The following is a 20,517-nucleotide window of genomic DNA, read 5'->3' on the forward strand; positions in this document are numbered from 1 at the left end:
CAGGGCAGCGACGTCACATCTGCGTCGCCGCCTCCACCGCCATCAGCGCCAGGCCGTTTGCGATTACCTGCCCGATATTTGCCGCCATGAAAAGCCTTGCGCCGCTGGTCTGCGGGTCATGCGCCAGAACGATACGCTTGTCGGTCCGGTCATTGCCAAGGTTGAAGAACGCATGGAAGGCCGCCGCCAGATCGCCGAGGTAGAAGGCGATGCGGTGCGGCTCGCGGTTCAGCGCGGCAGCCTCGACGATGCGCGGGAACTGCGCCGCGAGCGCGATCAGCGCATGCTCCTCGACACCCAGCCGGTCGAGATGCTCGGCCGATGGCTCAAGCCCCTCGCCCGCCGCCTTGCGCATGATCGAATGGATCCGCGCATGCGCATATTGCACGTAGAAGACCGGATTGTCCTTCGACGCCTCGACCACCTTTTCGAAGTCGAATTCCATCTGGGCATCGGCCTTGCGGGTGAGCATGGTGAAGCGCACGACATCCTTGCCGACCTCTTGCACGACATCGGCCAGCGTCACGAAATTGCCCGCGCGCTTGGACATTTTCAGCGGCTCGCCGCCGCGCATCAACTTGACCATCTGCACCAGCTTGACGTCGAAACGCGCGGCATTGTCGGTCAGCGCGGCGACCGCCGCCTTGATCCGCTTGACGGTGCCGGCATGGTCCGCGCCCCAGATGTCGATCAGTTCGTCGGCGTCCTGCAGCTTCTGGAAATGATAGGCCAGGTCCGCGCCGAAATAGGTCCAGCTGCCGTTCGACTTGCGGATCGGCCGATCCTGATCGTCGCCGAACGCGGTCGAGCGGAACAGCGGCAGCTCGACCGGCTCCCAGTCCTCGGCGACCTTGCCCTTGGGCGCTTCGAGCACGCCGTCATAGACCAAGTCCTTGGCGCGCAGCACCGCTTCGGCAGCCTCGGGCTTGCCCGCTGCCTGCAGCTCCGCCTCGGACGCGAACACGTCATGATGAATGCCGAGCAGCGCCAGGTCGGCGCGAATCATGTCCATCATCGCGGCGACCGCGCGCTTGCGGAAGGGGACGAGCCAGTCGCTTTCGGGCGCATTGGCCTGAGCATCGCCGAGCTCGGCTGCCAGCTCCTTGGCCAGCGGAACCAGATAGTCGCCCGGATACAGGCCTTCGGGCATCTCGCCGCTTTCCAGCCCCAGAGCCTCGCGATAGCGCCAGTGCACCGAGCGGGCGAGCACATCGACCTGGCCGCCGGCATCGTTGATATAATATTCGCGGATGACCTTGTGGCCCGAATATTCGAGCAGCGTCGCCAGCGCGTCGCCCACCACCGCGCCGCGGCAATGGCCCATGTGCATCGGGCCCGTCGGATTGGCGGAAACATATTCGATGTTCACGGTCTTGCCCTTGCCCAGGTCAGACCGGCCGTAAGCGGTGCCCAGCCGTGCGATGGCGTTGAGCTCGTCGCTCCAGACCGACGGCGCCAGCCGCAGGTTGAGGAAACCCGGTCCGGCAATATCGACTGCGGTCACCGCGTCGATCTTGCGCAGTTCGGCGGCAATCGATTCGGCCAGCGCGCGCGGATTGGTCGCGGCGCGCTTGGCCAGCACCATCGCGGCATTGGTGGCAAGGTCGCCATGCGAAGGATCGCGCGGCGGCTCGACGGTGATGGCGGCGCGGTCAAGCCCGGCGGGCAGCGTGCCTGCGGCCTCCAGCGCGTTCAGCGCGTCATGCAGATGCTGGGTGAAAAGCGTGTAGAGTGTCATGATGTTGGCCTTGTTCGCATCACTCCTCTCCCTTCACGGGAGAGGATACGAAGCCTTGGCAGCTTGTCTGCCCAGGCGGAGGTGGAGAGGGGCAAGGCCATGCACCGGTCGTGCTCCCCGCCCTCTCCCTGCTTCACTGCGTGAAGCTGTCCCTCTCCCGTAAAGGGAGAGGAAAAGGCAGCTTCATCGGGTCGCGTTATACTGCAGCTGATCCTGGGTCAGCTGAAAGCCGACCAGTAGCTCGAAGCTGGTTCGCTGCATCGCGCTGCGCACTTCGGGGATCGACAGCGGATCGATCGCCGCGTCGGGGTCGCCCGACTTGCGCTTGCGCGTGATGCGCTCGCGAATGTCCTCGGGCAGCGTTGCCGCCGCCTTGTTGATATAGCCTGCGCCGCTCGCCTGGGCCTGCGCGCGATACGATCCATCGGCGAAGTTCAGCGTCACCGAGCCGAGCCGCTTGGCGACGACGGTGTTGCCGCCGCGCATGATGGTGGAGAAATAGGGCAAGGTCACGGTGCGTGCCCCACGATTGTCGCTGCGCCGCCCCAGCACGTCAAAGGTGGCGGTCGCGTAGATTTCAGCGCCGGTCTCGTCGCAGGCCGGGCGGACATTGGTGATCGTCGCGACCACGTCGATCGCGGCGGCATCGCGGCTGCTCGGCGGATTGAACACAGTGACATCGCCGGTGTGCTGCGGAATGGCCGTGTTGGGGCAGGCCGACAGGGTAGACGTGACGCCAACGCCCGAGTCCACGACGAGCTGGTTCTTTTCCGCGCAGCCCGAAAGGCCGAGCAACGCAAGCCCCGCACCCATAATGGCGATGGTCGGTTTCATGGGCAGAATGGGCATATGCAAACAAAAATCCTTCGAGGCCACAGTGCATCGCTCCTTATCTGCCGACGCCCTTCAGCGCAACGACCAGATTCCGGGACCGATTGAGGTCGGTTGCGCCGCGATACGGGCAGGTTCGCCGGGACGGGCTTCCCAGCAAGGCCCGCATCGCCTAAGACAGTGATCGAACTACGAAAGCCTATCTGAACATGAGCGAAACCGCACAGCCTCCGCTTCTCGTCAAGATTGCCTCGCCGCGCGGCTTCTGCGCCGGGGTGGACCGCGCCATCGAGATTGTGGAGCTGTCGCTGCACAAATATGGCGCGCCGGTCTATGTCCGGCACGAGATCGTCCACAACAAGTTCGTCGTCGACAGCCTGAAGGCCAAGGGCGCCGTCTTCGTGGAAGAGCTGGACGAGGTTCCCGATGGCGTGCCGGTCGTCTTTTCCGCGCATGGCGTGCCCAAGGCAGTGCCACACAAGGCCGCCGAACGCGGGCTCAACTATCTCGATGCCACCTGCCCGCTGGTCTCCAAGGTCCACCGCCAGGCCGAGCGCCAGGTGGAGGCGGGCCGGCATATCATCTTTGTCGGCCACAAGGGCCATCCCGAAGTGGTCGGCACCTTCGGCCAGGTCGAGCCCGGCCATATGACGCTGGTCGAGACGGTCGAGGATGTCGCGAACCTGCAGTTCGCAGACGAGAACAAGCTCTCGTTCCTGACCCAGACCACCCTGTCGGTCGACGACACCGCAGAGATCATCGCGGCGCTGCGCGCGCGCTTCCCCGCGATCGTCGGACCAAAGGCAGAGGATATCTGCTATGCCACCAGCAACCGCCAGGCCGCGGTCAAAGTGATGGCGGAGGATTGCGACCTCGTTCTGGTGATCGGGGCGCCCAACAGCTCCAATTCGCTGCGCCTGGTCGAAGTCGCCGAACGCGAAGGTACCCGCGCCAAGCTGATCCAGCGTGCGGTCGAGATCGAACTGCGCTGGTTCGAGGGCGTGAAGACCCTGGGCCTGACCGCCGGTGCCAGCGCGCCGGAAATCCTGGTGCGCGAAGTGGTCGACATGCTCGGACGGCATTTCGACGTGACCGAAGAGCGCGTCAAGACGGTTGATGAGCGCATCACCTTCAAGCTGCCCCGCGCGCTCGCCGCAGAGGCCGATGCTGCCTGATGGCTGTCTATACGCATGTCAGCGCCGAGATGATGGCGCGGTTTCTGGACGATTATGACACCGGCGAGCTGATCAGCTTCAAGGGGATTGCCGAAGGTGTCGAGAACAGCAACTTTCTGGTCGAAACGCGTGGCGGGGCCGATGGCCATCGCTTCATCCTGACCCTGTACGAAAAGCGGGTCGCGCCTGAAGATCTGCCGTTTTTCATGGCGCTGCTCGACCATCTGGCGATGCGCGGCTGCCGCGTTCCGCGCGCGATTGCCGATCGCCAGGGCGTGCAGATCCGCGAACTGGCCGGGCGGCCTGCCTGCCTGATCGAGTTTCTCGAAGGCATCTCGCTGAGCAACCCCAGTCCGGCGCAGGCGCATGCCGCTGGCGAAGCGCTGGCCAGGATGCACCATGCGGTCGCGGATTTCGATGGCGCGCGGCCCAACAGCATGGGGCTTGCAAGCTGGCACGATCTGGCCGCCAAATGCACAGGCCAATGGCAGCAGATCGACCCTGCCCTGGAGGCGCTGGTTGAAGGCGAGCTCGATTTCCTGTCTGCACACTGGCCGCAGGATCTGCCCCAATCGGTCATCCATGCTGACCTCTTCCCCGACAATGTGCTGATGCTGGGCGATACCGTCAGCGGGCTGATCGACTTCTATTTCTCCTGCCGCGATGCGCGCGCCTATGACCTGGCAGTGACGCACAGTGCGTGGTGTTTCTCGCCCGACGGTCGCAGCTTCGATTCCCAAGTATCGGATGCGTTATTGCAGGGATATCACGCCAATCTGGAGCTAACTGCCGAAGAACAACGCGCGCTTCCCATATTGGCACGCGGAGCGGCATTGCGCTTCACTTTAAGCCGCGCTTATGACTGGATAAATACTCCGCCAGATGCTTTGGTGACGCGCAAGGACCCGATGGCCTTTGCCCGCCGGCTTATGTTCTACGCAGACCCTGCGCAGGCCGGAATCTTCGGCTGAACCCGGCAATCGGATTGGGCTTGGATAGAGCGGACATGAAGACGGTTGAAATTTACACCGATGGCGCGTGCAAGGGCAATCCCGGCCCGGGTGGCTGGGGCGCGATCATCCGCTATGGCAAGCACGAGAAGGAACTGTCGGGCGCAGAGCGCGACACGACCAACAATCGCATGGAGATGATGGCAGCGATCCGCGCGCTCGAAACGCTGATCGAGCCCTGCCATGTGATGCTTTATACCGACAGCAGCTATGTGAAGGACGGCATCACCAAATGGGTCGATGGCTGGAAGCGCAACGGCTGGCAAACCGCCTCGAAAAAGCCGGTGCGCAATGCCGATCTGTGGCACGAGCTCATCGGTGCGGTGGCGCGGCACACGGTCGAATGGCACTGGGTCAGGGGCCATTCGGGCCATCCGGAGAATGAACGCGCCGACCGGCTGGCGAGCGACGCTGCCGAAGCGATCATGCGCGGCTGACGCGCGCTTTCAACGCCCGAATTCGGGCCTGCCCATCGCCCGCCCATAAAGCGCAGCATAGCGCTGCAGCATGTGCTGCTCGTCAAACTCTGCCTCTGCCCTCGCCCTGTTGGCCTGGCCCAGCGCGGTGCGCAACGCCGGATCGTCGGCCAGGCGCCTGAGACAATCGATCAGCCCCGCCTCGCTGCCCGGCTCGCCCAGCAGGATGGCATTGTCGGGCGCGACCATATGCGCAACGTCGCCGACCATGGGCGCTGCGACCGGCAATCCTGCTGCCATCGCTTCCATCACCGAGATCGGCTGCTGCTCGCTGTCCGACGACAAGGCGAAGATATCGAACAGCCCGACATAGCGAGCGGGGTTCTTCAGGAAACCCGGCATCAGCAGCCGGTCACCCAGGCCCAGCCGTGCCGCCTCCGCCGCGATCGCCGCGCGTTCGGGCCCTTCGCCGACAATCACCAGCCGAACCGGGCGGTGGAGCGCCGCCACGGCGCGCACCAGCCGCGGCAAGTTCTTGACCGCGCGCAGGCCCGCCAGCGTGCCGATGACGATCTCGCCATCGCGGCGCTGAAAGCCCGGAATCGCGCCCTTCTGCGGCCGCTTGGCATAGGCCGCCACATCGATGCCATTGGGGATGCGGCGCACCCGGCTGTCGGGCTGCTTCCACACCTTGAGCGCGATCTGCTCCAGCGTGTGCGAGGGCACGACCAGTGAGTCTGTCCGCGCCAGCGCGACCATGCGGAACCAGTTGCGCTTGCGCTTGAGGCGCACCGCCTCGTCCTCGTTGAAGCCGTCTTCGTGATGGATCACCGGCGGCAGCGGCGTGATCGAATGGAAGATGGTGCGCGCCATCACGCCATCCATCGCACCCCAGTTATAGCTGAGGATCAGGTCGAAATTGGCGAAATAGTCGGCGAACTTGCGGTAGCGCGCCAGATTGGGCTTGCCCGCAAGCGAGGGCGCGTTGTTCGGGAAATCGGCGCGGATGCCGGGGTTGATCGCCGCGCGCGCGCCCAGCGCATCGGGCACGGCGGTGAGGATCGTGTGATGCGCCGCGCCGCCGAAATGGTTCATCAGGCGCACCGCGCGCGCCTCCTTGCCGCCAAGGTCGAAGGTGCTGTGCAGATGCAGGATGCGCGCGGGCCGCGTGGTGCTGGTCATGGGCTGCGAGGCTATAACCGCTCAGGCTGGCGTCGCAAGCGCCGCAGTGTCGACCCGGGCCAGCATCTGGTCGATCGCCTCGGCGACTTCAGGCTCCTCCAGCGAGGGTGCATGGCCCTTGTTCGCAATGGTGAGCAGGCGGCCATGCGGCAGCACCGCCAGCATCCGCTCGGCAGTGCCATGGGCAAAGACATCGGACAGCGCGCCACGCACGATCAGCACCTGCGCCGGCGCCAGACCGCCCAGGGCGGGCCACAGATCGACCCCAGCCTCGCCGCCGGGCACGGCAAAGGGCTCGGCGATCTTCATGTCATAATCATAGACGATGCGTCCGCCAGGGCCGACCTTCATCGTCTTCTTGGCAAGGTCGAGCCATTCGCTGACGCCATGGCCGGGAAAGACCGCCCCCTGCGCTTCGGACAGCGCCCGCGCCGCATGCATCCAGGTGGGGAAGGACCGTCCCTGCCCGACATAATCGCGGATGCGTGCCAGCCCTTCCGGCTCCAGCTGCGGCCCGACATCGTTGAGCAGCGCACCGACCACCCGGCCCGGCCGCGTCGAGGCGAGCAGCATGGTGATCAGCCCGCCCAGCGAGGTACCGAAGGCGACGAACCGTTCGATCCTCTGCTCGCGCAGCAGCGCTTCCATGTCCTGGACATAGGTCAGCGGTACATAGCTCATCGGGTCCTTGGCATAGGCGCTGTCGCCGCGCCCGCGCAGATCGACGCAGATCACGCGCCATTCGCCTGCCAGCCGGGCTGCCACCTGCTCGAAATCGCGCGCATTGCGGGTCAGGCCGGGGATGCAGATGATCGGCGGGCGATGCGCATTTTCCGGGCGCGCGGCATAATCGCGAAAATGCAGCCGCAATCCGTCATTTGACCACCAGAACCCGTCGCTATAGCCCTGATCGTCACTAGCCATGGTTGCGCAGGCTCCCTTCACCCCCCACTATCGCCCGATGACAGCCGAACCGCAAGCCACATCGCCCTATCCTGAAGCCTACCGGGCCGACCCCGCCATCCTGACCATCGCCGATGCGATCGCGCATCCGGTCAAGGCAGCCAATTTCCCTCAGGCGGTGCTGCGCTTCCGCAACGACCGGCACGCCGCGACTGTGGGACTGGACGGGCTCGACGACAAAAGATGGTGCCATCATTTCGGGCGGTTCAATCCGATGCCCGACAACTTGCCCCAGCCACTGGCACTGGCCTATCACGGCCATCAGTTCCGGGTGTACAACCCGCAGATCGGCGACGGGCGCGGCTTTCTGTTCGCACAATTGCGCGACGATGCCGGACGCCTGCTTGACCTCGGCACCAAGGGATCGGGCCAGACACCGTTCAGCCGCGATGGCGACGGGCGGCTGACGCTGAAAGGCGCGGTGCGCGAGATCCTGGCAACCGAGATGCTCGAGGCGCTGGGCGTGCATAGCAGCAAGACCTTCTCGGTGATCGAAACGGGCGAGAGCCTGTGGCGCGGTGACGAGCCGTCCCCCACCCGCTCGGCGGTGCTGGTGCGGCTGAGCCACAGCCATATCCGCTTCGGCACGTTCCAGCGCATCGCCTATGAGGATGACACGGCCAAGATGGCCCGTGTCGTGCGCTATGCGCTCGACACCCTGTACGACGGACGGACGGGCGAGAATGAGGCCGCGCTGCTGCTCGACCTGGCCGTCGAGCGCATGGCCGATCTGGCGGCGAGCTATATGGTCGCAGGCTTTGTCCACGGGGTCCTCAACACCGACAACATGAACATCACCGGCGAAAGCTTCGATTACGGCCCATGGCGGTTCGCACCGAAATGGGATCCGGGCTTTACCGCCGCCTATTTCGACCATGGCGGGCTCTATGCCTTTGGCCGTCAGCCCGAAGCGATTCACTGGAATCTGGGCCAGCTTGCCGTCGCGCTGCGGCTGATCAGCGAGGCCCCGCCGCTGATTGCCGCGCTGGAACGGTTCGGGCCGCTTTATCAGCAGGCGATGGCGCGGCGCTTCTGCTGGCGGCTGGGCGTGCTGCCAAAGGGTCTGGAGCAGGACCGGGTGCTGATCGGTGCAGCCGAGGCGCTGATGCTGAAGGGCGGCGTGGGGATCGACGATTTCTTCTTCGCGTGGATGGGCGATGCCATGCCGGAATGCCCCGCAGCGCTTAACGGCGGCGAGGGCGAGGCGCACTGGGCGGCGTTCGGCGAGGTGAAGGCGGGCTATGCCAGCGCGCGCGATCGATCGCATCCCTATTGGCAGGGCGAGGCACCGCAATCGATGCTCATCGACGAGGTGGAAACGATCTGGTCCGCAATCGCCGAGCGCGACGACTGGGGCCCGCTGCACGCCAAGGTGGCGGCAGTGCGGGCGATGGGTGCAGCTTTGGCCGGATAATAAATCTTCCCCCAGCAAGCTGGGCGAGGGTTTATCTTCCTTTCACCCCAGCCACACCGTCGCGGTGTGGATCGTCAGGCCGACCAGGCCGCCGACCAGGGTGCCGTTGATGCGGATGAACTGGAGGTCCTTGCCGACCGCATTTTCGACCCGATCGGTGATGGTACGCGCGTCCCAGCGGCGCACCGTTTCCGACACCAGCCGCACGATCTGGTCGCCATAGCGGTTGGAGATGCCGACCAGCGTGCGGCGGGCAAAGCGGTTGATCTGCATCTGCATGCGCGGGTCGTTCTGGAGCGATTCGCCGATCTGGCGCAGGCCATCGCCGAACTGGCCGGACAGCGCATTGTCGGGGTCGCGCGCGGCCCGCAGCAGCGCGGCGCGGCTGCGCTCCCAAAGGCCGTCCAGCCAGCGCGCCATCGCCGGATTGGCCAGCATCTCGGCCTTGATGCCGCGCACCTTGTCCTGCATCTCGGGATCGTGGAGCAGCCGATAGGCCAGCGTCTCCAGCCCTTCCTCGACCTTGTGGCGCAGCGGGTGGTTGACGTCCTCGGCCATGTCGAACAGCAGGTTGTGCAGGCCATCGATGATGCCGGTGGCGAGCCGCTCGTCCAGGCCGGTCCAGCGCATGATCGAATTGGCGCGCGCGCGGACCATGTCCTTGAGCAGTTCCTCATTCGCGAACAGCGTGCGCTGGGTCCATTTGACGATACCGTCCATCAACGGCAGGTGCCGGTTGTCGGCGATCGCCGCGCTCAATATCTGCCCCAGCAACGGCGCGACATCGAGCTTTTCGAGCTGCTGGCGCAGCGCCTCCTTGGCATTGCCGCCCAGCCGATCCTGATCGAGCGATTCGAGCACATCGGCGACCATGTTCGATGCGCCGAGCCGTAGCCGCCCCTCGCCGCCGGTGGGCTGGACCAGGAATCGCCCGGCCGCCGCAGCGACGTTCATGTTCCGCATCCGCCGCGCGACCACCAAAGGTGTCAGGAAGTTGCTGCGCAGAAACTGCGCCATCGTGTCGCCGATGCGATCCTTGTTGCGCGGGATGATCGCGGTATGCGGGATCGGCAGGCCCAAAGGATGGCGGAACAGCGCGGTGACTGCGAACCAGTCTGCCAGCCCGCCCACCATCGCCGCCTCGGCAAAGGCGCGCACATAGCCCCAGCGCGGATCGACATGCCCCTCGGCCCAATGCGTTGCCAGGAATATGCCCGCCATGACGACGAGCATGCCGGTGGCAATGGCCCGCATGCGCCAGGCCGGATCGGCCTGTCGAGGTGCGGGAGCGGTCTGCATCTCTATTTCCGGACCACTCACTCGGCCGGCTGGACCTCTGGCACATCATGGCGATCATCGCCCGGCTTGTAGGTCAGCAGGCGATTGCGCAGCCACGGACCGACCCGCTTTTCGACGCCATCGGCCAGGCTGAAGCCCGCCGGCACGATGACCAGGGTCAGCAAGGTCGAGACGATCAGACCGCCAATCACCACCGTACCCATCGGCGCACGCCACGCGCCGTCGCCCGAAAGCGATATGGCGGTGGGGATCATGCCGAACACCATCGCGACCGTGGTCATGATGATCGGCTGCGCACGCTTGTGGCCCGCATCCATGATCGCCTCGTGCTTGGGCACGCCCTGGTGCATTTCCTCGATCGCAAAGTCGATCAGCAGGATCGAGTTCTTGGACACGATGCCAAGCAGCATCAGCACCCCGATCAGCACAGGCATCGAGACCGGCTGGCCGACGACCCAGACGAGGAAGATGCCGCCCAGCGGGGCCAGGGCCAGCGAGCCCATGTTGACCAGCGGCGACATCAGCCGCTTGTAGAGCAGCACCAGCACCGCAAACACCAGCAGCACGCCCGAAACCAGCGCGATCACGAAGTTGAGCGCGAGTTCAGCCTGCCATTCCTGCTCGCCAAAGGGCTTGTTGCCCACGCCCTGCGGCAGGTTCTTCATGATCGGCAGGTTGTTGATCGCCGTCATCGCTTCGCCGGTCACCACGCCCTGTGCCAGGTCGGCGCCGACAAACACGCGGCGTTCCTGATTGTAGCGCTGGATCGTGGTGGGACCCGAGCCGAACGAGATTTCGGCAACGCGGCTGAGCGGAACCGACCCGCCCGCTGCGGTCTGCACCGGCAGGTTCTGGATGGTCTTGAAGTCGTAGCGCGATTCCTTGGGCAGAACGACGCGGATCTGGATCTGGCGATCGGACAGCGAGAATTTCGCCGCGTTCTGCTCAATCTCGCCCAGGGTCGCGATGCGGATGGCCTGGCTCAGCGCGGATGTGGTGATGCCCAGCTGGGCGGCCAGATCGGCGCGCGGCTTCACGATGATCTCTGGCCTGCGCATATCGGCATTGACGCGCGGCCCGGTGATTTCCTTCAGGCCCTTCATCTGCTCGACCAGCGTACCTGCGGCAGCATCGAGCTTTTCGGGGTCGGACCCGGTGAGCATGATCGAAATGTCGCGATTGGTGCCGCCACCGCCCGATTGCGAGGCAAAGCTCACCCGCGCATCGGGGATCGCCTGCAGCGTCGGCGCAAGGTCACGCTCGAACTCGAACGACTTCTTCTTGCGGTCCTTTTTCAGCGTCACGAAGATCGTGCCGCTGCCCTCGCGGATGCGGATCAGCGCACGTTCCACCTCGGGCTGCTGGTACATGATCGCAGCGACCCTGTCGGCGACCACCTCGGTCTGCTCCAGCGTCGTGCCGGGCACCATCTCGATCTGGATGCGGCTGTTGTCCTCGTTGATCGTCGGCTGGAACTGCGCCGGGGTGATCATGAACAGCACCACGGTCAGCGCGAAGGCCAGCAGGCCGACGCCCATCATCCAGATGCGGTGATCGAGGAACAGCGCGACGAACTTGCGGCGACGGCTGGGATTGGCACCACGGTAGGCCTTGGCGCGGCTCTGGTCGAGCGAGAAGCCCAGCACCTTCATGTACCAGTCCATCATCCGGCCTTCGCCGTGCGCGGCATGGCCCTTGGCTTCCAGGAAATAGGCCGCGATCATCGGCGTGATCATGCGCGCGACGGCAAGGCTCATCAGCACGGAGACCACGATGGTGATGCCGAAATTCTTGAAGAACTGGCCGGAAATGCCGGGCATCAGGCCCACGGGCAGGAACACCGCGACGATGCAGAACGAGGTCGCCACCACGGCCAGGCCGATTTCGTCGGCGGCGTCGATCGAGGCCTGATAGGCCGATTTGCCCATGCGCATATGGCGCACGATATTCTCGATCTCCACGATCGCGTCATCGACCAGCACCCCGGCGACCAGGCCGAGCGCGAGCAGCGAGAGGAAATTGAGGTTGAAGCCGAGCAGGTCCATGAACCAGAAGGTCGGGATCGCCGAGAGCGGGATGGCAATGGCCGAGATGATCGTCGCGCGCCAGTCGCGCAGGAAGAAGAACACCACGACCACGGCCAGAACCGCGCCTTCGATCATCGCCGAGATCGAGCTTTCATACTGGCCTTCGGTATATTCGACGCTGGTCCCCAGCGGAATGAACTCGATGCCCGGATTCGCCTCTTTCAGCTCGTCCATCGCCTTGAGCGCTTCGTAATAGACGGTCACGTCCGACGCGCCCTTCGAGCGGGTCATGGCGAAGTTCACGACTTCCTTGTTGCGCACCTTGCTGATCGAGGTCGGCTCGCCATAGCCGTCGGTCACCGTGGCGATGTCGGTCAGCTTGATCGTGCGCCCTCCGCCCAGCGGTACCTGCGTCTGCGAAAGGGCGAACGCGGTATCGGCATTGCCCAGCACGCGCAGCGACTGCTTGGTGCCGCCGACATCGGCACGGCCACCGGCGGCATCGATATTGATCTGGCGCAGCGCATTGTTGACCTGCGCCGCCGTGACGCCCAGCGACTGCATCTTTTGCGGGTCGAGAACGACGCGGATTTCGCGGTTCACCCCGCCGAACCGGTCGACCTCGGCCATGCCATCGATCGCCAGCAGCCGCTTGGTCACGGTATCGTCGACGAACCAGCTCAGCTGCTCGATGGTCATGTCGTCGGCTTCGACCGCATAATAGGCGATCGGTTCGCCCGTCGCGTCGACCTTGGTCACCGACGGCTCCAGAATGCCCTCGGGCAGACTGCCGCGAATCTGGTCGACCGAGTTCTTGACCTCGTTCACCGCCTCGATGACGTCGGTGCCGATCTCGAACTCGACGAACGTGCTCGACGAGCCTTCGCTGGCGGTCGAGCTGATGTTCTTGACGCCGTTGATCGAACGCACGGCGGATTCGATGCGCTGCGTGATCTGATTTTCGATTTCGGTCGGCGCAGCACCCGGCTGCGCGATCACCACCTGAACCGCCGGGAAGTCGATGTCCGGGTTGTTCACCACGTCCATGCGCATGAAGCTGAGAATACCGGCAAACAGCAGCCCGGTGAAGAAGACGAGCGGGATGATCGGATTGCGGATCGACCAGGCCGATATGTTCCTGAAGTTCATCGCTTTGTCCTCGTCCCGCCGAGCCCTTGCCCGGTGCAGCTACGTTATTTCAATACGGCCAGATGCGCGCCCCATGCAAGCCGCGCGGCCCTTTTGCGCCCCGCTATCGGCCTGCCGCTCGACCAATGCACGTGGGCGTTCGACAATCGGCAGGCCGGGCAGACCCCGCGCGTGCGGCGCGACGATCAGCTCCGCTTGCTGCCCTGCATCTGCGGGCGCACCGTCTCGCCCGGGTTGAGGAAGCCGCCGGCATAGAGCACGACGCGTTCCTTGCCGGTGATGCCGCTGGCAATCGCGATGCCGCGCGGCGTCACCGTGCCGGTGGTGACATCCCGCCGTTCGACCTTGTTGTCCTTGCCGACGATATAGACATAGCTGCCCTTGTCGTCGCTCAGCACCGCAGATTCGGGCAGCACGGGCGACTGGCTCGAACCGCTGATCACCGCCGCGCTGGCGAAACCGCCCGGACGCAGCGCCTTGTCATAGGCCAGCGCGATGCGCGCGACACCCTGACGCGAGGTTTCGTTGATGATCGGCGCAACCTGCCACACCTGGCCGGTAAAGACCTTGGTCGTGCCCACCGGACGCACCTCGGCGCGAACGCCGACGCCCAGCACGGCCAGATCGGCCTCACCCATCTGCGCGCGCAGCTCCATCTCGCCGCGTGCGGCCATGCGGAACAGCACGCCGCTGCCGGCACCGACGACCTGGCCCGGCTCGACATTGCGTTCCAGCACCAGGCCCGATTCGGGCGCACGGATGCTCAGGCGGCCATTGCGGGCCTGCGCCTCGCGCAGCTGCGCCCTGGCCACTTCGACCCGCGCAACTGCCGAATCCCGCGTCGCGCGGCGACGATCGACATCGGCCTTGGAAATGAAGCCGCGATCGACCAGCTGCAGGGCGCGATCGAGTTCGTTCTGCGCCAGCACGGCATCCGCCTGGCTGACCTGAATCTGGGCTGCGAGCGAGCGCGCCTGCTGGGTCTGGACGTCCTGATCGATGATGGCGAGCACCTGGCCGGTCTTCACCCAATCGCCCGGCTGCACCGTCACGCGGATCACCTGGCCGCCTTCGCCCGCGATGCCGATCGGCATTTCGCGGCGCGCCGCCAGCGTTCCGGTCGCGTTGATCACGCGTTCGACCGAACCCGATCCGGGGACGATCACGGTGACCGCCGGGGCCTGCGATTCGTTGCTGCCTGCGCCGGCCTTGGCACCTTCACCAGCGGCTGCATCCTTGTCACCGCCAAAGAAATAGACGCCGGCCGCCACGAGCAGCGCGAGGGCAATGACGACGCCGATGATGATGTTGCGCCGCCGCTTCCTGGTGGCACCATCAACGTCCGATCCGTAAAGGTCTTCGCTGCGTGCGGTGATCGTGTCGCCGCCAAAGCTGCTTTCGTAATTCATTGCCAGATCCGTCCAAACCTCATCGTTCCCGAGGCAGATACGAGCCGCCGACAGCTGTGCCGGGCCCGCCATCTGCGAGGAACATGCCCCCCGAAAACGCGTCTACGCCCGGGAAACGTGATGGCACTGTGTTATCCAATTAAGTCACCACGCGCAAGTCATAATGCTGCGCCGCACGCGCGCCCCTTAGAAGGTGTCAGCCCGCGTGGCAAATGTTGCAGGCACGTGTGGCGCGCAAAAAGGGCGCCAGGCGGTGTGCCCGGCGCCCCTTGATATATGGTTGCGCCCCGTCCGGTTGCGGACGGGCGGCCCGATCAGCGCGCGCGACCGCGCTGGACCAGATTGACGATCGCCAGCAGCACGACGGCACCCAGGAACGAGGTCAGCAGCGTCAGCGGATCGAACGCGTCCGCACGCAGGCTGCCACCGCCGATCAGTCCGCCGAACAGGAAGCGGCCCAGCACCGATCCGATACAGCCCACCACGACGTTCCAGAAAACGCCCATCTGCGCATCACGGTTCATCACCTTGCTGGCCAGCCAGCCCATGATGCCGCCCATGATCAGCGCCAGAATCAAACCCATGTCTTCCTCCTGTTTTGTCCGATGCCGCATCCCGGTCATCCTGGGCCGATTACGGCACAGCGACGAAACGGTTCCGCGATGCGATGGATGAAGGAGGCCGGGCCGCGGGGATTTTACACTTGGAGGCGGTGCGGAAGGTCGATCGCAATGCCGTTGACCCGGGCGACCTCCATCGCCCAGACATGCACCTTGTCGATCTCGTCGCCATAGGCCTTGCGCGCGAAATACTGCTCTGCGGCCCGGTCTTCGGCACTGAACGCCTGGCCGAACTTGGAATGGCTGGTGAGCGCCGGGCCGGCCAGCATCGCGCCTTCCAGCGCCGGGGTCAGCCCCAAGCCGAAATGCCGCGCGACAGACGAAAGGCTGCCCTGCTGGTTGCCGGTGAGCGTCTCGCTGTCCAGCGTCGCGATGCGCTGCGGCCCGAGCGCCTGAGCAATCTGGCCGAACAGACGGTGCTGCGCCAGCCAGCCGATCGCTGCCACCTGAAGATCGCTCTGGCGGAAGAAGTCGGCCGGGCCAAAGCCCATATCGACCATGCCTTCGCGCAGCTGCCCTTCCAGCAGTTCGCGTGCCCAGAGCCTGCACCACAGCCCCTTGCGCGCGACCGAAGCCAGGAACACCGGCAGCGGCGCATAGAGCAGCAGCGCGCGGCTTTCGGGGCGCAGGGCCATGACCGCCTGGATCAGCGGATTGAACACATTGGAGGGTTTGACCACCACCGCCTCGCCCAGCCCGAACGGGCGCTGCAGCAGCGCCAGCGAGGCATCGAGCACCGCCGCCACCTGACGCCGCTCTGCGCCGCGCCAGCGCCAGCCCATCATGTCGTTGCACAGCACCGGTTCCGACAGGCCCATCGCCAGCCCCGGCACGTCGAGCGCGCGCACCAGCATGGTCGAGGCGCAAAAGGCCGAGTGGAACACGAAATGGATCGGCGCGCGCCCTGCGCCTGCAGCCAGCGCCTCGGGGCGCTTCACGGCAACGATGCGCGCTGCATCGCCCAGATATTCATCGGTCAGGAAAGTCGCCTTGCGATGCTGCTGGCGCGGCACATGGCGGAAATGGAACGCATCCTGCGCGGCATCATAACGGTGCGCATGCCACAACGGATCGCGCACCAGGGCGGCCAGGTCGCCAGTGAAATCGGGGCCGGTATCGGTCATCGCCGCGATCCTTGCCAATCCCCCGGCAGCGTGGCAAGCAGGACGTGGTCGGGGGACTAGCAACACATGGCAATACTTGCACAAAATGATCCGGCGGCGCTGAACAGTGCCGGCATGGCAGCCTTGCGCGAACAGCGCTTTGCCGATGCCGCCAACGCATTCGAAGCAGCCGCCAAGGCCGATCCCGATGCTACTGCGCTGTGGCGCAACCTGGCAACGGCACGGCGGGCGCTGGGCGATGACAGGGGCGAACTGGCGGCGCTCGATGCCGCGCTCGATGTCGACCGGCGCGACTTCATGGCCTGGCTGCGCAAGGCCGAAGCGCACCAGCGCCTGAACGAGGACGCGCAGGCCTTTGCCGCCTGGCAGGCCGTGCTGCAACTGGCGGTGCATCTGGACCCGATGCCCGATGCGCTGGCAGCGGTGCTGGCCGCCGGGCGCGAATTCTGCGCCGCCTGTGCCAGCCGCATCGAATATCAGGTCGCTGAGGCGCTGGGCGATTTCCAGACGCAGATGCCCGCAACGCCCGCGCGGCGCGCCCGCGCCTTTGTCGACGCCGCGATGGGCAAGCGCAAAATCTATGTCAACGAGTGCAACGGCCTTCGCTATCCATTCCTTCCCGCCGACGAGTTTTTCGACGACGCGCATTTCCCCTGGTTTGCCGAGGTCGAGGCCAAGACCGACCTGATCCGGGAGGAGATGCTGGCGCTGCTTGCCGATCCGGGCGATGCCCTGCGCCCCTATGTGCGGATGGAAAAGGGCGCGCCGCAGAACAAATGGTCGCCGCTTGACCATTCGCTCGCCTGGGGTGCGTGTTTCCTGTGGGAATATGGCCGGCCCAACGAGGCCGTGCTGAGGCGCTGCCCCGCCACGGCCGAGGCGCTGGCCAGCATTCCGCAAAGCAACATTCCCGGCCGTGCCCCGAGCGCCTTTTTCTCGATCCTGAAGCCGCGCACCCGAATTCCGCCGCACACCGGCGTCACCAATACCCGCGCGATCATCCACCTGCCGCTGGTCGTCCCCGATGGCTGCGGCTTTCGCGTCGGCGGCGAAACCCGCGAATGGAAGGTCGGCAAGGCCTTTGCGTTTGACGACACGATCGAGCACGAGGCGTGGAATGACAGCGACGAGATGCGCGCGGTGCTGATCTTCGACGCCTGGAACCCGCATCTGACGCCCGAAGAGCAGAAAGTCATCGTCGGCTATTACGCGGCAGCCGATGCAACCGGTTTCAATACGAATCTCGATTAACTTCGCTGCACCTGCGAAAGTTTGCATCTTGTTTCAATGGTTGATGATGATACCGTATGCCTTTGCAAGTCGCCTGATCCTGTGGCGATAATGATCAATTGCGCTTGGCCTGCGGGTGACGGCGCCAACCGACGGATAAGACAGCATGAAAAAGACTGCGATGATCATGGCCGCCACTGCGTCGTGCATCTGGATGCCGCTGACCACCACCAGCGTGGCGGCCAAGCAGGCCGCTGCCAGCGATGAGGCTCAGCCGGGTGACGACAAGATCCGTTGCCGCAAGATCGCGGTCATCGGATCGCTGGTGAAGAAGACCAAGGTCTGCAAGACCGTGGCCGAATGGCGCATCATCAGCGAAAAGGGCAATCGCAATGCGCGCGATGTCGTCGAATCCGGCCAGGCCTGTGCCGGCGGCCCGATGTGCAACGGCGGCTGATTCGCTCCAGCTGACGATTTTTCACACCGCATGATTCCGCGTGAACTGATTGCCACCGCCCAGGTGCCGGGCGGGGTAGAACCGCTGCGCCTGATCCGCAGGGGCAGCGAATTTTCGATCATGCTGGGTGCCAACGAGCTGATGAACAGCCGGCTGAGCGGATCGGAAGAGGCGATGAGCCGGCTGGCCCAGGCCATGATCGCTGGCGTCGCCAAGCCCCGCATTCTGATTGGCGGGCTGGGCATGGGCTTTACCCTGCGCACCGCGCTGGAGGTGTTCGGCGCCGGCGCTGCGATCAAAGTGGCAGAGCTGGTCCCCGAGATCGTCGATTGGGCGCGCGGGCCGATGTCCGCGCTGCATGAAGGGACGCTCGAGGATTCGCGGGTGACCATTCACCTGGGCGATGTCGGTGCGATCATCCGCGAATCGGCCGCGCGCTATGACGCGATCCTGCTGGATGTCGACAATGGCCCGGACGGCCTGTCGCGCGAGGGCAATGATGCGCTCTATACCGCGGCGGGTCTGAACCAGGCCTGGAACGCGCTGAGGCCCGGCGGCGGGCTGTCGGTCTGGTCGAGCGGCCCCGACCCGCGATTTACCGCGCGGCTGCGCAAGGCGGGCTTTGCCGTCAGCGAGGAGATTGTCCGGGCACGGCGCACCGGGGGCGGCGCACGGCATACCATCTGGCTCGCCCAGCGCCGCTGATCGCCTCAAGGCATCGGCGGTTCGCTCTTGTCCTTCCGTTCGCCCGGTTGCGGCTCCACGCCATAGCGCCTGACCAGTTCCCAGACATGATCGGGGATCATTGTCTTCATCTTCGCCGGAGCCGAGCGGCGCAGGTGCAGGACCGTCTCGATCGCCTTCATCTCCAGCCGTGCCCGCGCGAACTCCGCCCCGCGCGGCCCGACTCGCGGCATCAGCCAGCCGAAGATGCCGCGCAGCACCTTGGGCATGCGCCGCAGCGGCAAGCCACCGGCGGCACGCTCGGTATTGGCGAGGAAGCCCTTGACCGGCCCTGCCCTGTTGCCCGCGCTGGTGATATCGCGCGTGCGCAATTCGTCACCCAGCAGGTCGATCAGCTCCTCGCCGCGCTCGTTGCGCACCACCAGCCACTGCTTGCCGCCCCCGGCCATGTAACCGATCGTGATATCGGCCAGCGCATTGGTGTAATCGACACAGGTGCGGCAGGTCAGCGGAAAGAAGTCCGATGGCAGGTCGGCGATCGGCAGCTGCAGGAACGGCACCTCGCGCACGCTGCCATCGTCGAAGCGCAGCTCGACATGATAGTCGGAGCGGAATTCCAGATAGCTGATGCTGTCGGGCTTGTCGGACAGCAGGCCGAGGAAGAGGTGGAAATTCTCGGTCGTGGTGTTGTCGGCGCACGGCGTGCCGATCACATAGATGCGCTCGAAACCCAGCTCGGCCTCCAGCGCGCGCAGCGCGTGCACCTGGCAGGGAATGCCGATCAGCGCGATTCGCTTGTGCCCCGCCGCACGCGCCGGTTCGAGCAGCGCAAGCAGCGGCGCATAGCCCATGCGCATGCCGCGCACCGCCGCCATGTCTTCCGCCCGGGTGATCAGCACCGGGTTGGGCCGCCAGCGATCTTCGGGATGCGGACCGATGGCGAGCACCGCATCGACCGCGCCGGTTTCCAGCAGGCGCTCGCCGATGCGCGTGACAATTCCGGTCCATTGCGCCCCCGGCGACGGGCTGATCAGCTCGCCCGCCACCATGCGCCTAAACGGGCCGAAGAACAGCTCGTCGGGCTTTTCGGGGTCGCGGGCGCGGCCATGCGCCTTGCGCTCCAGGCCGTCATAATCGGGCTTGATGAACTGGCATGCACGGCCACAGGCCTTGGGATCACTGGTGCGCGAAATCCCGCAATCGGTGCACAGGCTGCGCGGCACCGCTGGCGCAAAATCCTGCAGTGGTGCCGGCCGCACGTCTGTATCACCCTGCGTCATCGCCCAACTCTATATACGGCTGCCCAGTCTTCAAGATACATTTTCCCACTATTGTACAGCCTGTAACGGCATCATCCGGGGCAACTTCCCACAAGGTGAATTTGCCGCTAAGTTCGCCCGCGTATGCGAAAGGCGGAAAACATGCAGTGGTCCAGTAGCCATCAACAGGGCTGCGTTGTCGCAAGCCCGGACGGCCGTGTCGACGAGGCCACGGCCGAAGCCTTTACCGAACATCTGGCGAGCAGCGTGGCCCTGGCCGCCGAGTCGCCGGGCAAGAAGCTGATCGTCGATTTCGGCGGCCTCGATTACATGTCGTCGCGCGGCCTTCGCGCGCTGACACTCGCCAAGCGCCAGGCCGATGCCGCAGGCGTGGCGATGGCGCTGGCGCGGCCCAACGAGGTCATGCGCGAAATTCTGGCGATCAGCCGATATGACAAGCTGTTTTCCGTCACCGACACGATCGAGGCGGCAATCTGAACCGCCAGGGGGGCGGGAGCGACAGATACTGA

The 20,517-nt window shown here is 65.1% G+C and carries 18 protein-coding genes; 8 read left to right on the top strand and 10 right to left on the bottom strand.

What is annotated here, in order from left to right; all coding sequences use genetic code 11:
* Nucleotides 1–13 precede the first annotated feature (13 nt).
* Together argS and OU999_10915 are read right to left on the bottom strand one after the other, a co-directional pair.
* On the bottom strand, nt 14–1,738 hold the full coding sequence (gene argS, locus OU999_10910) for an arginine--tRNA ligase (GenBank protein ID WAC22270.1): 1,725 nt from the start codon (nt 1,736–1,738) through the stop codon (nt 14–16).
* A 183-nt stretch (nt 1,739–1,921) separates the two neighbouring features.
* Nucleotides 1,922–2,587: a hypothetical protein gene (locus tag OU999_10915; protein ID WAC22271.1), complete on the bottom strand. Its 666-nt coding sequence runs from the start codon at nt 2,585–2,587 to the stop codon at nt 1,922–1,924.
* Between the two features lie 191 nt (nt 2,588–2,778).
* Here OU999_10915 and ispH point away from each other — a divergent pair, with 191 nt between their 5' ends.
* From ispH to rnhA, 3 genes are read left to right on the top strand one after another with little or no spacing between them, the layout of a single operon-like run.
* Nucleotides 2,779–3,744, top strand: a complete 966-nt coding sequence (gene ispH, locus OU999_10920) for a 4-hydroxy-3-methylbut-2-enyl diphosphate reductase (GenBank protein ID WAC22272.1) — start codon at nt 2,779–2,781, stop codon at nt 3,742–3,744.
* A complete protein-coding gene (gene thrB / locus OU999_10925; protein WAC22273.1) occupies nt 3,744–4,715 on the top strand; it encodes a homoserine kinase in 972 nt (323 codons plus the stop codon). Before ispH ends, thrB begins: the two co-directional genes overlap by 1 nt.
* Nucleotides 4,716–4,750: 35 nt before the next feature.
* On the top strand, nt 4,751–5,191 hold the full coding sequence (gene rnhA / locus OU999_10930; GenBank protein WAC22274.1) for a ribonuclease HI: 441 nt from the start codon (nt 4,751–4,753) through the stop codon (nt 5,189–5,191).
* Between the two features lie 9 nt (nt 5,192–5,200).
* Here rnhA and OU999_10935 read toward each other — a convergent pair whose 3' ends face one another.
* Together OU999_10935 and OU999_10940 are read right to left on the bottom strand one after the other, a co-directional pair.
* Nucleotides 5,201–6,352: a glycosyltransferase family 4 protein gene (locus OU999_10935; protein ID WAC22275.1), complete on the bottom strand. Its 1,152-nt coding sequence runs from the start codon at nt 6,350–6,352 to the stop codon at nt 5,201–5,203.
* 21 nt (nt 6,353–6,373) lie between these two features.
* A complete protein-coding gene (locus OU999_10940; protein ID WAC22276.1) occupies nt 6,374–7,276 on the bottom strand; it encodes an alpha/beta hydrolase in 903 nt (300 codons plus the stop codon).
* Between OU999_10940 and OU999_10945 the strand changes: the two genes are divergently transcribed.
* The gene (locus OU999_10945) at nt 7,275–8,729 is read left to right on the top strand and encodes a YdiU family protein (protein WAC22277.1); all 1,455 of its coding nucleotides are present in this window, start codon (nt 7,275–7,277) and stop codon (nt 8,727–8,729) included. The two genes, OU999_10940 and OU999_10945, sit on opposite strands and share 2 nt — an antisense overlap.
* Before the next feature lie 42 nt (nt 8,730–8,771).
* On the opposite strand, the gene OU999_10950 is transcribed toward OU999_10945, so the two are convergent.
* The 5 genes from OU999_10950 to OU999_10970 all read right to left on the bottom strand — a co-directional run bounded on the left by OU999_10950 (nt 8,772) and on the right by OU999_10970 (nt 16,357).
* Entirely contained in the window at nt 8,772–10,028 is a 1,257-nt protein-coding gene (locus OU999_10950; GenBank protein WAC22278.1) for a DUF445 domain-containing protein, read from the bottom strand.
* 17 nt (nt 10,029–10,045) lie between these two features.
* The gene (locus OU999_10955; protein ID WAC22279.1) at nt 10,046–13,204 is read right to left on the bottom strand and encodes an efflux RND transporter permease subunit; all 3,159 of its coding nucleotides are present in this window, start codon (nt 13,202–13,204) and stop codon (nt 10,046–10,048) included.
* A 185-nt stretch (nt 13,205–13,389) separates the two neighbouring features.
* Nucleotides 13,390–14,613, bottom strand: a complete 1,224-nt coding sequence (locus tag OU999_10960; GenBank protein ID WAC22280.1) for an efflux RND transporter periplasmic adaptor subunit — start codon at nt 14,611–14,613, stop codon at nt 13,390–13,392.
* A 314-nt stretch (nt 14,614–14,927) separates the two neighbouring features.
* Complete coding sequence (locus tag OU999_10965) at nt 14,928–15,197, bottom strand: GlsB/YeaQ/YmgE family stress response membrane protein (GenBank protein ID WAC22281.1); 270 nt, start codon at nt 15,195–15,197, stop codon at nt 14,928–14,930.
* Nucleotides 15,198–15,310: 113 nt separating this feature from the next.
* Nucleotides 15,311–16,357 (bottom strand): hypothetical protein, encoded by a 1,047-nt coding sequence (locus tag OU999_10970; protein ID WAC22282.1) that lies wholly within the window; start codon nt 16,355–16,357, stop codon nt 15,311–15,313.
* Nucleotides 16,358–16,423: 66 nt separating this feature from the next.
* Here OU999_10970 and OU999_10975 point away from each other — a divergent pair, with 66 nt between their 5' ends.
* The 3 genes from OU999_10975 to OU999_10985 all read left to right on the top strand — a co-directional run bounded on the left by OU999_10975 (nt 16,424) and on the right by OU999_10985 (nt 18,749).
* Complete coding sequence (locus OU999_10975) at nt 16,424–17,608, top strand: aspartyl/asparaginyl beta-hydroxylase domain-containing protein (GenBank protein WAC22283.1); 1,185 nt, start codon at nt 16,424–16,426, stop codon at nt 17,606–17,608.
* A 145-nt stretch (nt 17,609–17,753) separates the two neighbouring features.
* Nucleotides 17,754–18,044, top strand: coding sequence for a hypothetical protein (locus tag OU999_10980; protein WAC22284.1), 291 nt, complete (start codon nt 17,754–17,756; stop codon nt 18,042–18,044).
* A 30-nt stretch (nt 18,045–18,074) separates the two neighbouring features.
* Nucleotides 18,075–18,749: an MnmC family methyltransferase gene (locus tag OU999_10985; GenBank protein WAC22285.1), complete on the top strand. Its 675-nt coding sequence runs from the start codon at nt 18,075–18,077 to the stop codon at nt 18,747–18,749.
* 5 nt (nt 18,750–18,754) lie between these two features.
* On the opposite strand, the gene OU999_10990 is transcribed toward OU999_10985, so the two are convergent.
* On the bottom strand, nt 18,755–20,008 hold the full coding sequence (locus OU999_10990; protein WAC22286.1) for a Coenzyme F420 hydrogenase/dehydrogenase, beta subunit C-terminal domain: 1,254 nt from the start codon (nt 20,006–20,008) through the stop codon (nt 18,755–18,757).
* Nucleotides 20,009–20,149: 141 nt separating this feature from the next.
* Between OU999_10990 and OU999_10995 the strand changes: the two genes are divergently transcribed.
* Entirely contained in the window at nt 20,150–20,485 is a 336-nt protein-coding gene (locus tag OU999_10995; protein WAC22287.1) for an STAS domain-containing protein, read from the top strand.
* The last annotated feature ends 32 nt before the right edge of the window (nt 20,486–20,517 follow it).

The sequence above is a fragment of the Blastomonas sp. SL216 genome (assembly GCA_026625625.1).
In the GTDB taxonomy this organism is placed as follows: domain Bacteria; phylum Pseudomonadota; class Alphaproteobacteria; order Sphingomonadales; family Sphingomonadaceae; genus Blastomonas.